The organism is Streptomyces sp. NBC_00454, assembly GCF_041434015.1.
Lineage (GTDB): Bacteria > Actinomycetota > Actinomycetes > Streptomycetales > Streptomycetaceae > Streptomyces.
Genome location: NZ_CP107907.1, coordinates 2,185,607 through 2,200,103, shown reverse-complemented (window position 1 = coordinate 2,200,103; position 14,497 = coordinate 2,185,607). Strand labels below are relative to the sequence as shown.

General features: G+C 72.4%; 8 protein-coding genes. 2 read left to right on the top strand and 6 right to left on the bottom strand.

All coding sequences use genetic code 11. From position 1 onward, the window contains the following. Positions 1-141: 141 nt before the first annotated feature. Both OHU74_RS10195 and pulA read left to right on the top strand, forming a co-directional pair. The gene (locus OHU74_RS10195; RefSeq protein WP_371615585.1) at positions 142-1,890 is read left to right on the top strand and encodes a carbohydrate-binding module family 20 domain-containing protein; all 1,749 of its coding nucleotides are present in this window, start codon (positions 142-144) and stop codon (positions 1,888-1,890) included. A gap of 41 nt (positions 1,891-1,931) precedes the next feature. Beyond that, positions 1,932-7,370 (top strand): pullulanase-type alpha-1,6-glucosidase, encoded by a 5,439-nt coding sequence (gene pulA / locus OHU74_RS10190; protein WP_371615584.1) that lies wholly within the window; start codon positions 1,932-1,934, stop codon positions 7,368-7,370. 62 nt (positions 7,371-7,432) lie between these two features. Here pulA and OHU74_RS10185 read toward each other — a convergent pair whose 3' ends face one another. The 6 genes from OHU74_RS10185 to OHU74_RS10160 all read right to left on the bottom strand — a co-directional run bounded on the left by OHU74_RS10185 (position 7,433) and on the right by OHU74_RS10160 (position 14,418). Beyond that, a complete protein-coding gene (locus tag OHU74_RS10185) occupies positions 7,433-7,969 on the bottom strand; it encodes an N-acetyltransferase family protein (protein WP_371615583.1) in 537 nt (178 codons plus the stop codon). Positions 7,970-8,019: 50 nt separating this feature from the next. Continuing rightward, on the bottom strand, positions 8,020-8,751 hold the full coding sequence (locus OHU74_RS10180; RefSeq protein WP_371615582.1) for a TetR/AcrR family transcriptional regulator: 732 nt from the start codon (positions 8,749-8,751) through the stop codon (positions 8,020-8,022). Positions 8,752-8,809: 58 nt separating this feature from the next. Then, positions 8,810-9,865 carry a 2Fe-2S iron-sulfur cluster-binding protein gene (locus OHU74_RS10175; protein WP_371615581.1) on the bottom strand — a complete coding sequence of 352 codons (1,056 nt, stop codon included), beginning with the start codon at positions 9,863-9,865 and terminating at the stop codon, positions 8,810-8,812. Next, positions 9,862-10,764 carry a metal-dependent hydrolase gene (locus OHU74_RS10170; RefSeq protein ID WP_371615580.1) on the bottom strand — a complete coding sequence of 301 codons (903 nt, stop codon included), beginning with the start codon at positions 10,762-10,764 and terminating at the stop codon, positions 9,862-9,864. Before OHU74_RS10170 ends, OHU74_RS10175 begins: the two co-directional genes overlap by 4 nt. A 93-nt stretch (positions 10,765-10,857) precedes the next feature. Continuing rightward, complete coding sequence (locus OHU74_RS10165; protein ID WP_371615579.1) at positions 10,858-12,333, bottom strand: hypothetical protein; 1,476 nt, start codon at positions 12,331-12,333, stop codon at positions 10,858-10,860. Positions 12,334-12,489: 156 nt separating this feature from the next. Next, positions 12,490-14,418: a hypothetical protein gene (locus OHU74_RS10160; RefSeq protein WP_371615578.1), complete on the bottom strand. Its 1,929-nt coding sequence runs from the start codon at positions 14,416-14,418 to the stop codon at positions 12,490-12,492. Positions 14,419-14,497 lie beyond the last annotated feature (79 nt).

The window sequence follows — 14,497 nt, the reverse complement described above, 5'->3', positions numbered from 1 at the left end:
CTCCGGCCTGAAACAATTCTGCAATCTCTTGCGCAAGGTCTTGCAGGGCTTCCTCCTGGCACCTACGGTCGCTCCAATCCCCAACTCGGCCGTGACCGGCCCCCACCCGGTCGCGTACCTCTCCGCCAGGAGGAACACCGCATGCCCACCCGTGCTCGCGCCGTCAGAGCCGCCGCCGCGCTGCTCTCCGTATCCGCCGTCACCGCCGTGACCGCCCTCGCATTCGTCGGGGCGTCCGCGCAGCAGGCCGTGGCCGCCGCCCCAGGTGAGAAGGACGTCACCGCCGCCATGTTCGAGTGGCGGTTCGACTCCGTGGCCAAGGCCTGCGGGGAGAGTCTCGGGCCCGCCGGGTACGGGTACGTCCAGGTCTCGCCCCCGCAGGAGCACATCCAGGGGTCGCAGTGGTGGACCTCGTACCAGCCCGTCAGCTACAAGATCGCCGGGCGGCTCGGTGACCGGGCCGCCTTCAAGGCGATGGTCGACGCCTGTCACGCGGCCGGTGTGAAGGTCGTCGCCGACTCTGTCATCAACCACATGGCGGCCGGGGACGGGACCGGGACGGGCGGGAGTTCGTACACGAAGTACAACTACCCGGGCGTCTACTCCGGTACCGACATGGACGACTGCCGGGCGACGATCTCCAATTACACCGACCGCGCCAACGTCCAGAACTGCGAGCTCGTGCAGCTCGCCGACCTGGATACGGGCGAGGAGTACGTACGCGGACGGATCGCGGGCTACCTCAACGACCTGCTCTCGCTCGGCGTCGACGGTTTCCGGATCGACGCCGCCAAGCACATGCCCGCCGCCGACCTCGCCAACATCAAGTCGCGGCTGACGAACCCGAGCGCCTATTGGAAGCAGGAGGCGATATACGGGGCCGGGGAAGCCGTCTCGCCGACCGAGTACCTCGGCAACGGTGACGTGCAGGAGTTCCGCTACGCCCGCGACCTCAAGCGGGTCTTCCAGAGCGAGAACCTGGCCTATCTGAAGAACTTCGGTGAGGCCTGGGGGTACATGCCCAGCGGTCAGGCGGGCGTGTTCGTCGACAACCACGACACCGAGCGCGGCGGGGACACCCTCAACTACAAGGACGGGTCCGCCTACACCCTCGCGAGCGTCTTCATGCTGGCCTGGCCCTACGGGTCCCCCGACGTGCATTCCGGTTACGAGTGGACGGACAAGGATGCCGGGCCGCCCAATGGTGGTGCTGTGAACGCCTGTTACGCCGACGGGTGGAAGTGTCAGCACGCCTGGCGGGAGATCTCCTCCATGGTCGGCTTCCGCAACTCCGCGCGCGGGCAGGCCGTCACCGACTGGTGGGACAACGGCGGAGACCAAATCGCCTTCGGGCGGGGGACCAAGGCGTACGTGGCCATCAACCACGAGGGGTCCGCGCTGACGCGGACGTTCCAGACCTCGCTCGCGGCCGGGGACTACTGCGACGTACAGAGCGGGCGCGCGGTCACCGTGGACTCCGGCGGGCGGTTCACCGCGACCCTCGGCGCCGGGACGGCCGTGGCCCTGCACGTCGGCGCACGGAGTTGCGGCACCACCTCTACGCCGACTCCGACCCCCACCCCGTCCCCGACCGTCGCCGCCGGGGCCTCCTTCGCCGTCAACGCCACCACCGCCCTCGGCCAGAACATCTACGTCACCGGCGACCGCGCCGAGCTCGGCAGCTGGAACACCGGCAGCGCCCTCAAGCTCGACCCGGCCGCGTACCCCGTCTGGAAGCTCGACGTCACCCTCCCGCCCGGCACGGTCTTCGCGTACAAGTACCTCCGCAAGGACGCCGCCGGAAACGTCACCTGGGAGAGCGGAGCCAACCGCTCCGCCACCGTCCCCGCGAACGGCAAGGTCACGCTGAGCGACACCTGGCGCAACTGACCCTCCCGCCCCGCCCCGTCCCGCACCCGAGGAGATCCGCCTTGATACGCCCCGCCCTCGCCGGCGCGGCGGGAGTGCTCGCAGCCACCCTGGCCGTGACGCTCCTGCCCGCCCTCCCCGCCGCTGCGGCCGATGCCGCCAAGGCGCCGCCGGCCCCGCCCTCGGACGCCAAGCTGGCCGCCGAGCCCGCGCGGCACGACCTGACCCGCGAGCAGTTCTACTTCGTGCTCCCGGACCGGTTCGCGAACGGCGATCCCGGCAACGACCGGGGCGGCCTGACCGGTTCCCGGCTGGAGACCGGGCTCGACCCCACGGACAAGGGGTTCTACCAGGGCGGTGACCTCAAGGGGCTGACCGACCGGCTGGACTACATCAAGGGGCTCGGCACCACGGCCATCTGGATGGCGCCGATCTTCAAGAACCAGCCGGTCCAGGGCACGGGCAAGGACGTATCGGCCGGCTACCACGGCTACTGGATCACCGACTTCACCCAGGTCGACCCGCACTTCGGGACCAACGCCGACCTGGAGCGGCTGATCGACAAGGCGCACCGCAAGGGGATGAAGGTCTTCTTCGACGTCATCGCCAACCACACCGCCGACGTGGTCGACTACCGCGAGGCCTCGTACGGGTACCTGTCCAAGGGGGCGTTCCCCTACCTGACCAAGGACGGGGTGCCGTTCAACGACTCCGACTATGGGGCGGGGAAGGGCAAGTTCCCCGCCGTGGGCGCGGACTCCTTCCCCCGTACCCCCTTCGTCCCGGAGGCGAAGAAGAACTTCAAGTCCCCGGCCTGGCTCAACGATCCGACGATGTACCACGACCGGGGCGACTCCACCTTCGCCGGCGAATCCTCCGACCAGGGGGACTTCTTCGGGCTCGACGACCTGTGGACCGAGCGTCCCGAGGTCGTGGAGGGGATGGAGAAGATCTACGAGAAGTGGGTCAAGGACTTCGACATCGACGGGTTCCGGATCGACACGGTCAAGCACGTCAACACCGAGTTCTGGACCCAGTGGGCCACCGCCCTGGACAAGTACGCGGCCCAGCACGGGCGCAAGGACTTCTTCATGTTCGGCGAGGTCTACTCCGCCGACACCGCCGTCACCTCCCCCTACGTGACCCGGGGCCGGCTCGACGCCACCCTCGACTTCCCGCTGCAGGACGCGATCCGCGCCTACGCCTCCCAGGGCGCGGGGGCCGGCCGGCTGGCGTCCGTCTTCGGCGACGACTACCGGTACACGACCGACAAGGCGAACGCGTACGAGCAGGTCACCTTCCTCGGCAACCACGACATGGGGCGCTTCGGGACCTTCCTGAAGCAGGACCGGCCGGGGGCGGGGGAGCAGGAGCTGCTGGACCGCTACCGGCTGGCCAACGAGCTGATGTTCTTCTCCCGGGGCAATCCGGTGATCTACTCCGGTGACGAGCAGGGGTTCACGGGCGCGGGCGGGGACAAGGACGCGCGACAGCCGCTCTTCGCCTCGCGGGTGGCCGACTACCTGGATGACGACCAGCTCGGAACGGCGCGCACGCACGCGAGCGATGCTTACGATCCGGAGCACCCTCTCTACAAGGAGATCAGTGCTCTCTCGAAGCTGACGAAGGAGCACCCCGCCCTGCGGGACGGCGTTCAGAGTGAACGTTTCTCCGACGGGTCCGTCTACGCCTTCGCCCGCACCGGCACCGGCTCGGGCTCCGGCAAGGACGCCCGCACCCGCACCGAGTACCTGGTCGCCGCCAACAACGGCACCGAGCCCCGCACCATCGAGCTCGACGCCCCGGCCGGCGCCCAGTACCGCACCCTCTACGGAGGAGGAGCGGCCGGAAGCAACGCCCCGTCCCGCGCCTCCGCCGCCGGGAAGCTCACCGTCACCGTCCCCGCGCTCGGCTCCGTCGTCCTCCAGGCGACCACCCCGACCGCCGAGCCCGCCGCCTCCGCCGCCAAGCCCACCATCACCCTCAAGGCCCCGGCACCCGGAGCCACCGGCACCGTCGAGCTCACGGCCGAGGTGACCGGCGACCCGCTGAGCCGCGTCGTCTTCGCCGCCCAGACCGGCACTGACAAGTGGCAGGTCCTGGGCTCCGCCGACCACGCCCCCTACAAGGTCACCCAGAACCTCACCGCCCCGGCCGGCACGGCCCTGCGCTACAAGGCCGTGGCCGTCGACCCCGCCGGCCGCACCGCGAGCGCCCTCGCCGCGTCGAGCGCCGGCCAGGCCCCGCCCGCCGAGGTCCCCACCGCCACCCAGCGCGAGTACGCGATCGTCCACTACAACCGCCCCGACGGCGACTACACCGACTGGCGCCTGTACGCCTGGGGCGACCTCGCCGAGGGCGAGGCCACTCCCTGGCCCGCCGGGCACGCCTTCACCGGCCGCGACGCCTACGGAGCCTTCGCCTACGTCCGGCTCAAGCCCGGCGCGAGCAGCATCGGCTACCTCGTCATCGACAAGGACGGCAACAAGGACGTGGCCGCCGACCGCACCGTCGACGTGACGAAGACCGGCGAGATCTGGCTCGACCAGGGCAAGGAAGCCCCCCGCCCAGAGCGCCCCGCCTACCCCGCGCAGGATCAGACCAAGGCCGTCCTGCACTACCAGCGTCCCGACGGCGCCTACGAAGGCTGGGGGCTGCACGTCTGGACGGGCGCCGCGACGCCGACCGACTGGTCCAAGCCGCTGCTCCCCGTCCGCACCGACTCCTACGGGGCCGTCTACGAGGTCCCGCTCGCCGCCGGGGCCACCAGCCTCAGCTACATCCTCCACAACGGCGACGCCAAGGACCTCCCCTCCGACCAGTCCCTCGACCTGAAGGCCACGGGCTCCGGCCACGAGGTGTGGATGCTGGGCGGCAAGGAGAAGTACCTCCTCCCGCAGCCCGCCGGTTCCGCCGCCGCCCTGGACCTCACCAAGGCCCAGGCCGTCTGGATCGACCGGGACACCCTCGCCTGGAACGCCCCGCCGGCCGCCGCCTCGCTCCAGCTCCTCGCCTCCCGCGACGGCGCGATCACCGCCGAGAACGGTGTCCTCCACGAGGCCGGCGCCGCATGGCTGCGCCTGTCGAAGACCGAGCTCACCGCCGCCCAGAAGGCGAAGTTCCCGCACCTGGCCCAGTACGCCGCCTTCACCGTGGACCCGCGCGACCGGGACCGGGTCCGCGAGGCCCTGCGCGGCCAGCTGGTCGCCAGCGCCCGCGCCGCGAACGGCGCCGTCCTGGCGGCCACCGGTGTCCAGCTCGCGGGCGTCCTCGACGACCTGTACGCGAAGGACGCCGGATCCGCCCCGCTCGGCCCGGTCTTCAAGGACGGCCGCCCCACCCTCTCCGTCTGGGCGCCGACCGCCCGGCAGGTCGCCCTGGAGCTCGACGGCGGCCGCACCGTCCCCATGCGCCGCGACGACGCCACCGGTGTGTGGTCGGTGCGCGGGGAGCGCGACTGGACCGGCAAGAAGTACCGCTTCGCCGTCACCGTCTGGGCCCCGAGCACCCGCCAGATCGTCCGGAACCTGGTCACGGACCCCTACTCCACCGCCCTGACCACGGACTCCGCCTACAGCCTGGCCGTGGACCTGGCCGATCCGAAGCTGGCCCCGCCCGGCTGGCGGGAGCTGAAGAAGCCCGCCGCCGTCCCCTTCGCCTCCGCCCAGATCCAGGAGCTCCACATCCGCGACTTCTCCGTCGCGGACCGCACCACCACCCACCCCGGCCAGTACCTGGCCTTCACCGACACCGGCTCGGCGGGCATGAGCCACCTGCGCGACCTGGCCGCCGCCGGGACCTCGTACGTCCACCTGCTGCCCGCCTTCGACATCGGCACCATCCCGGAGAAGGCCGCCGACCGCACCGAGCCCGCCTGCGACCTGAAGGTCTACGCCCCGGACTCCGAGGAGCAGCAGGCCTGCGTGGCCGCCGCGGCCGCGAAGGACTCGTACAACTGGGGTTACGACCCGCTGCACTACACGGTCCCCGAGGGCTCGTACGCCAGCGATCCGAACGGCACGGCCCGCACGGTGGAGTTCCGCCGGATGGTGCAGTCCCTCAACGGCGCGGGCCTGCGCACGGTCATGGACGTGGTCTACAACCACACCGTGGCGGCGGGGCAGTCGGACAAGTCCGTCCTGGACCGCATCGTCCCCGGCTACTACCAGCGGCTGCTGGCCGACGGCTCCGTCGCCACCTCCACCTGCTGCGCCAACACCGCGCCCGAGAACGCCATGATGGGCCGCCTCGTCGTGGACTCGGTCGTCACCTGGGCCAAGCAGTACAAGGTGGACGGCTTCCGCTTCGACCTCATGGGCCACCACCCGAAGGCCAACATCCTGGCGGTGCGCGCCGCCCTCGACGCGCTGACCGTCGCCAAGGACGGGGTCGACGGGAAGAAGATCGTCCTCTACGGGGAGGGCTGGAACTTCGGCGAGGTCGCCAACGACGCCCGCTTCGTCCAGGCCACCCAGCAGAACATGGCCGGCACCGGCATCGCCACCTTCTCCGACCGCGCCCGCGACGCGGTGCGCGGCGGCGGCCCCTTCGACGAGGACCCGCGCGTACAGGGCTTCGCGTCCGGCCTGTTCACGGCGCCGAACTCCTCGCCCGCCAACGGCACGGCCGCCGAGCAGCGGGCCCGGCTCCTCCACGACCAGGACCTGATCAAGGTCGGACTGACCGGCAACCTGGCCTCGTACGCCTTCACGGACTCCACGGGCAAGGCGGTCAAGGGGTCCCAGGTGGACTACAACGGCGCCCCGGCCGGCTACGCGGCGGCGCCCGGCGACGCACTGGCTTATGTGGACGCCCACGACAACGAATCACTCTTCGACGCCCTGAAGTACAAGCTCCCTGAGGGCACTTCGGCCACCGACCAGGCCCGCATGCAGGCCCTGGGGATGTCGGTCGCGACCCTCTCCCAGGGCCCGTCCCTGTCCCAGGCCGGCACGGACCTGCTGCGCTCCAAGTCCCTGGACCGCAACTCCTTCGACAGCGGCGACTGGTTCAACGCCGTCCACTGGGACTGCCGGGACGGGAACGGCTTCGGCCGCGGCCTGCCGCCGGCCGCCGACAACCGTTCCAAGTGGCCCTACGCGAAGCCGCTGCTGGCCACCGCGGTCACTGGAACCCCCGGCTGCACGGAGATCACCGGCACCTCGGCCGCCTACCGGGACCTCCTGCGGATCCGCACGAGCGAACCCGCCTTCGCCCTCACCTCGGCCGAAGCGGTCCAGTCCCGGCTGGCCTTCCCGCTCTCCGGGCCCCAGGAGACCCCGGGCGTGATCACCATGACCCTGGGCGAGCTGGTGGTGGTCTTCAACGCCACCCCGGCGCCTCAAGCGCAGCGCCTCCCCGCCCTCGCGGGCACGGCCTACGGACTGCACCCGGTCCAGGCCTCGGGCGTGGACGCCACGGTCAAGAGGTCGGCGTACGACGCGGGGACGGGGGAGTTCACGGTCCCCGGGCGCACGGTGGCCGTCTTCAAGCGGAGCTGATCCCTTCGGAGAAGCGGCTCGGACCAGGCTCGGACCAAGGTCAGACCAGGCTCAGACCAGGCTCAGACCAGGGTGAGCCGGTCCAGCCGCTTCTCCAGCAGGATCACCCCGTACACCCGCCCGTCCTTGCCCTCCTTGTGGGGGAACTCCCCGACCACCCGGTAGCCCGCACCCTGGTAGTAAGCGATCAGCCGGGGGTTGGTGGAGACGCAGTCCAGCCGCGCCCGTTCGCGGCCGGTCCTGGCGATGCGCCGCTCGGCATGTTCGAGCAGCCGCCGGCCGGCCCCGGCGGGCGCGGTCTCGCGTTCGACCATGAGCCGGTGCACGTAGCCCGCGACGGGCGGCTGGATGCCCCAGGCCTCCTCGTCGGACCACCACAGCTCGTACGCCCCGACGGTGCGCCCGTCGCCGTCCGAGGCGAGCCACGCCTCGCCCTCCCGCATGACCGCCTGGAAGTGCGCGGGGTCCTTCTCCCCGGGCTTCCACTGCTCGATCCCCTGCCCGCGCATCCAGCGGGCGGCCTGGTCGTACAGCTGCACCAGCGTGCCGGCGTCCTTCTCCTCGGCCTGCCGGAACAAGATCCCGTCGTCAATGATCACGCGGGCATTATCGCCCGCCGGATGATCAAGGAGGGCCGTCCGGGGCGCCGTTATCGACGCGGCGCGGGCACGCCCGTCTCCGCGGCCGCCGGTACGAGCGCCGCGAGCCGCCCCACCAGGTCCCCGAACGGCCCGTCGGCCGGCTCGTCCACGAGGATCCGTACGAGGATGCCCGCCATCTCCGCGTCGTAGGCGGCGCTCACCGCGGCCAGCGCCGCGAAGTCGTGCACCAGTTGCAGCTCCAGCTCGGCGCGCGGGATCCGCCGCCCGTCCAGCCAGATCAGCGCGGTGGACTCGGCCAGCGACACCCACGAGCGCACCACCAGCTCGAGGCGCGCGGGCGGAGCCTGTGCGGGGACCCCTAGATGGGCCAGGATCTGCTCGTACGCGGCCTGGCGCACCTCGTCGATCATCGCGTTGGCCCGGTTGCTCCCGACCGCCGGCCCGCCCCGCATCAGCGCCGAGAACCCGGGCCCGTGATCGTCAACGAAGGCGAAGAAACGCCCCATGACCCGCAGCAACCGCGCCCCGAGCGGCCCCTCCTGCGGTTCCACGAACCGCAGCGCCAGCTCGTCGGCGGCCCGGCGCAGCGCAGCCTCGTAGAGGCTCAGCTTGCCGGGGAAGTAGTGGTAGACGAGCGGCCGCGATATCCCGGCGGCCGCCGCGATCTCGTCGATCGAGACGTCATCGGGCGACCGGTGGCTGAACAGCTCCAGCGCCACCCCGATCAGCTGCTGCCGCCGCTCCTCGACACCCATCCTGCGCCGCACCCCGGTTGTCATGCGGAACACCCTACTGCGCGTCCCGGCGGGGCCGTCCGGGCCGTCCCTCGGAGGTCCCTCAGAGGTCCAGAACCAGGTGGTCCGTGGCCGCGCGGGAGACGCACAGCAGCATCGAGTCCTCGCGTTCGCCGTCCGTCAGGAGGGTGTCGCGGTGGTCGACGGCCCCCGACAGCACCTGGTGCTGGCAGGTGCCGCAGAAGCCCTGCTCGCAGGAGTACGGGGTGTTGGGGAGCTCGCGGCGCACGGCCGTCAGGGCGGATTCCTCCGCCGCGACCTCCACCAGCCGCCCCGAGCGCTGGAGTTCCACGGTGAAGGGGCGGGCGTCCGCGGATCCGGTCGCCGGGGCGAAGCGTTCCAGGTGGACCGGCACGGACTCCGGGACCGCCGCCTGAACCGCGGCCATCAGGGGGGCCGGACCGCAGCAGTAGACCAGGGTGCCGGGCGCCGGGGCCGAGAGGCGGGCCAGGTCGGGCAGGCCCGACTCGTCCTGCGCCGCGATCGTGACCCGGTCCCCGTACGACGCGAGTTCGGCCAGGAAGGGCATCGAGGCGCGCGAGCGGCCCCCGTAGAGGAGGGTCCAGGACGCGCCCCGCGCGTCGGCGGCCCGCAGCATCGGGAGGATCGGGGTGATGCCGATGCCGCCCGCGACGAAGGCGTACGAGTCCGCGGGCTCCAGCGGGAAGCGGTTGCGCGGCGGCCGCACCGGCAGCTCCGCGCCCTCCACCAGCTGCGCGTGCGCCTCGCGCGAGCCGCCGCGGCCGTCCTCGACGAGGCGGACGGCGATGGTGTAGCGGCCCTTCGCCGACGGGTCCCCGCACAGGGAGTACTGGCGGACCAGCCCCGAAGGCAGCTGGACGTCCACGTGCGCGCCCGGGGTCCACTCCGGGAGCTCGGGGGACTCCAGCACCAGGGACAGGACCCCCTGCGCCGGTTCCTCGCGCGAGACGATCAGCGCGGGGATCCACCGGCGCGGCGAATATCCCGACACCGGGGTCTCCAGCGCGGGCAGCGGCCAGAGCGGGGAGCCGGCGTCGATGCGCCGGCCGATCGCCCGCTTGGCGAGCCAGAGCGCCGCGCCGCCCGCGAGTGCCGAGATCGCAGTGGTCCGCCTCATGCCGTGAAACCACCGTTCGCGCCGGGGGAGGAGGCCAGGTAGGCGACGGCCTGGGCCGTCGAGCCCTCCTGCGAGGGGTGGTAGGTGCGCGACAGGTACGTCGGGATCGACTTCAGCATCGCGCCCGTGGACGGCAGGGTGCCCTTGCGCCCCGAACGGTGGAACTGGCCCACCGAGGCCTTGGCGCCGGGCGGCAGTTCGGGGTCGTGTTCCATGAAGTAGCGCGAGCCGCGCTGCCACAGGAAGACCAGCGCGGTGAAGGCGGTGGCCCAGGTCCGGGCGCGGCGGCGGTAGTTGCCGTCCACGTGCATGAAGAGGTCGAAGGCCACCGAGCGGTGTTCGACCTCCTCCGCGCCGTGCCAGCGCAGCAGGTCCAGCATCATCGGGTCCGCGCCGCGCCGGTCCAGCTCCTCGGCGTTCAGCACCCAGTTGCCCAGGAACGCCGTGTAGTGCTCGATGGCGGCGATCATCGCCACGCGCTCCATCAGCCACCACTTGCGCGCCTTGCCCGGCGGCAGGGTCCGGTCGCCGAGCATCTTCTCGAAGAGCCAGTCGACCTGGGCCGTGTACGGGGTCGGGTCCAGGCCCAGCCGCTTGAGGTGCGGGAGCACGTCGTCGTGCGCGCTCGCGTGCATGGCCTCCTGGCCGATGAACCCGACGACGTCCTCGCGCAGCCGGTCGTCCGTGATGTACGGGAGCACCTGCTTGTAGACGTGCACGAACCAGCGCTCGCCCGCCGGGAGCAGGAGGTGCAGCACGTTGATGGTGTGGTTGGCGAAGGGATCGCCGGGCAGCCAGTGGAGCGGGGTGTCCTCCCAGGAGAAGGACACGTTCCGCGCCTTGAGTTCTATGTGTTCCGACGCCACGGGGGCGGGCGACGCGGGCGGCGTATTAGACATGGCGTCAATGTACTGATGGGTATGGGGGAGGGAAACCCCTCTGCGTCCATCAAGTTCCGTGCCCCCGGGCCCGGGCCCGGGGGCACGGTCCGGCTACCTTCCCGTCTGCCCGCTCGCGAGGGCCCACTCGCGGTTGAGGGTGCCCAGCGGGATGCGGCGCTCGAGCACGGGCGTGCCGAACAGGGACAGCTGGAGGTGGAGCTGCCCGTTCAGGTCGAAGCCGCCGTACAGTGCCCACGCGCCGCTGAGGGAGGTCTTGCCATCGCTGGAGGCGCTCGCCTTGGCGTCGGCCTCGCCGCGCAGGTACGGGGCGAAGTCCGCGCTGACGCCGACGGCCCCGTACAGGCCGACGGAGGCCTCGGCGCCGAGCGCGCCCTTGACCTTCCCGGCGGCGGTGACGCTCGCCCGGACCGGCGTGCTGCGGACGGTGGACGCGCTGGCGGGGGTCCAGCCCTTGCCCGTCGCGTAGGAGCCGCCGACCTTGAAGTCGCCCTTGACGTCCTGCTGGACGTCAAGGGTCACGTGGCCGTCGGCCTCCACCTGGACGTAGCAGGTCAGGTCGAGGTTGACCACGACCGGCACCGGTCCGACCTGGATGACCGGAGCGCTGTGCAGCTTGGCGAACGGGATCCGCTTGGGCGCCCCGGCGCTCGCGGCGGCGCGGCCCTGGAGCTTCCACTGCGAGGACCAGTCGCCGCTCATGCCGAGGAAGGCGGAACGCGGCCCGGCGGCGCCCCCGCCCGGGCTGCCGTCGTACGCGAACTCCACCTGGGGGGCCAGCTGGACGAACCCGGACACCGAGGCGCCGGCCGAGGCGGGGGCGTCCGGGGCGGTGTCCACGGCGGCGTTCACGTCGAGCCGCAGGTTGCCCAGGGGCAGCTTCGCGCCTTCGGGGCCGAACGTCATGCCCTGGCTCTTGGCCCAGGAGAAGGTGACGCCCTTCATCAGGGGTTCGACGGTGACCGACGAGGGGTCGACGGGGACCTTGCCGTCGGCCTTGTCCTCGTTCAGGACGGACGCCAGTGTCGCGGAGGCGGTTTTGACCTCGGTGCCGAGGTCGGTCTTGCCGACGACCTCGGTGACCTTGGCGAGCAGGCCGTTGGGGGCGCCGGGGGCCGGTGCGCTGGCGATGACGTCGCCGACCGCGACGGGCTTGTCGGCCTCGGGCTTCTTGCCGGGCTCCGGCTTCTTGTCCGGCTCCGGCTTCTTGCTGGGCGAGGACGACGGGGCGGGCGAGGACGATGGGGCGGCCGAGGAGGATGGGGCGGGCCCCTGCGGGGCCTTGGCTATGACGGCCCGTCCGCTCGCCTGGTCGTACGAGGCGACCTTCAGCGAGGACTGCCCGGCCTTGCCCTTCCCGTCGGCGCGGGACACCGCCGCCGGTGTCGGTGTGCCCTGTGGCGCCGCGGCCACGTCGAGCTGCCGCGACGTGCCGTCGTCCGCGGACGCGAGGGCGGCGGGGGCGGCCGCGTCGGTGGCGGCGGGGTGCGGCGCGGAGGAGCAGCCGGTGGCGGTGAGCGCGAGTGTGGTCAGGCCGGGGAGCAGGAGCCGTCGGGCGAGCATGCGCACGTGGGTGAACCTTCGGTACGTGAGGGGGGTGGGTCGGTTACCTACCAGTAACCGGAATCCGATCATGTCATGTACGCCTAGTGGCAGTCATGTCCGGATCGCGCCAACTACCCGACCGTTCGCGACGGTTGAAGATTCACCCACGTCCCGGTGCGACTACCGCAGCACCCCTGCCTTCGTCCCGTCCGTCAACTTGCCCGACAGCTCCACCTGCGCCCCCGCCGGAGCCTTCACCGCCAGCCGGTTGCCCACCGCGGACCCGCTCACCTGGCCGCCGCCCACCGTCAGCGAGGCGAACTGCGCGCTGCCCGCGGCCAGTACGTACCACTGCCCGGCCTTCGATTTCCACAGCACCCCGGCCAGCACCCGGGGCTCCCGGGCCCCGCACGCCGGCGAGCCCTCCGCCTTCGCGGCCTGCGCCGCCAACGGGGCTCCCGGGGCCAGGAACTGCGCCTGCACCCGGTCCGCCGTGCCCTGCCAGGTCTCCGCCCGCGTGCACAGCCAGGTCGCCGAGCCGTCGCCCTCGGGCAGCGGCTGCTTCGCGTAGGTCCACGCGTTGACCGTGCGCACCCCGTGCGAGCGCACCGAAGGCAGCAGACAGGCGATCCGCGACCAGTCGCCCAGCTCCGCGCCCTCCGTCACGTTCCGCTCGGCGCCCGGCGCCCCCGAGGTCAGCCGGGCCGGGGTCAGCTCGCCCAGGTCGGTGATCAGCCGGGTCGCGCCGTCCCCGGTCAGGGTCAGCGCGTTCCAGCTGGTGCAGGTCCCGCCGGGGGCCGGGCTGGGCACCGGCGGAGTCATCCCGCCCGGCGTCAGCTTCAGCTCGGAGGGGGCTTCACCCGGCTTGAGCAGGTCCCGCAGCGCGGCCCCCGTCACCCAGGGCGCCGCCAGGTAGCGGACGTTGCCGTCGACCCGGCTGAGTACGAGCGCGGTCGCCGTGTCCTCGGAGGCGCCGTCGGTCCGGGCGAAGTCCAGGGCCGCGATCTCGGTGCCGGAGCGCGGTTCCGCGTACCGGGCCACGCGCAGCCCGTCGTACAGCAGCACCACGACGGCCTGGTCGACCGTCCCGGCGAACAGCAGCTGCGGCGGCCCCATCGGCGGACCCGACGGGGTGCCGGGGGTGGCCGAGACGACCACCGAGCGGCCGGGCCGCGCCCAGACGGCCAGCGCCCGCCGCAGCAGGGCGGTGTCGTCGACCCGGTCCCCGCGCGCGGGCCAGGCGGAGTAGTCGGTACGGGAGGACGTGCGCCAGGCCCCCGCCGCGGCCCGGACCAGCTGCCCGGGATCCAGGGCCTGCTCCGCCGCCGCGTTCTTCGCGTACAGCGGGGCCGCGGCCCCGTCGGCGCCCCAGCCCCCGCCGGGCAGGGCGAGCAGGGCCCCGCACACCACGAGGGCGGCTCCGGCGGCGATCCCGGCCCGCGCGAAGCGGCGTCGGCGCAGCAGATCGGTGGGCCGGGCCTGGAGCACGCACGGATCGAACTCGGGGGAGGCGAACAGCTCGTCGGTCGCCGGATCCCCGGACTCGGCGACGGCGGCGGCCGGATTCACGACCCCGGCCTCCGCCAGCACCCGCAGCACCTCCGGCTCGGGCAGCCGCTCCAGCGCCCGCAGGACACAGGCGGCCCGCCCCGGCCCGTCGAGGGTGGCCAGCCACTGGTCGAGCGCCAGCTCCTCGGCGCCGCCCGAGCGGGGGAACAGCCGCAGCCCCCACACCTGGGGGAGCAGTGGCGGCAGTTGGGCCCGCCGGGGCAGAGCGCGGAAGGTCAGCGGGATCCCGGCCTCCAGGGCGGCCCGCAGCACGCGCAGGCGTACGTACGCGTACCCGGACTCGGGACCCGCCCCGCCCCGCTGCCCGGGAACCCCGCCCTGCACCGCGGCCTGGGCGGCGACCGCCCCGTCCCGGCGGCCGCGCGGCAGGGCGCGCTGGGCCAGCGAGTGGGCGGTGAGGACCCGGCGGTTGCGGCCGAGGGCGGGCGGCAGCACCAGGTAGGCCAGCCGCACCAGCCGCGGGTAGTGCTCGACGATGGCGGCCTCGGCCTGCTCGACGTCGGGCGAGAGGGGGCGGGTGGCGGTATCCGGCGCAGTCACATTCAGCAGAACGAGCGAATGGTCGGATGGTCACCCGTCGCCAGTGCACGCGTTCGGATCGACCGGGAAGATCCGAAAG

Coding starts and splice junctions, on each gene's coding strand:
- OHU74_RS10170 (WP_371615580.1), bottom strand. CDS start 10,764: ATGTCTAATACGCCGCCCGCGTCGCCCGCCCCCGTGGCGTCGGAACAC.
- OHU74_RS10180 (WP_371615582.1), bottom strand. CDS start 8,751: ATGACAACCGGGGTGCGGCGCAGGATGGGTGTCGAGGAGCGGCGGCAG.
- OHU74_RS10195 (WP_371615585.1), top strand. CDS start 142: ATGCCCACCCGTGCTCGCGCCGTCAGAGCCGCCGCCGCGCTGCTCTCC.
- OHU74_RS10175 (WP_371615581.1), bottom strand. CDS start 9,865: ATGAGGCGGACCACTGCGATCTCGGCACTCGCGGGCGGCGCGGCGCTC.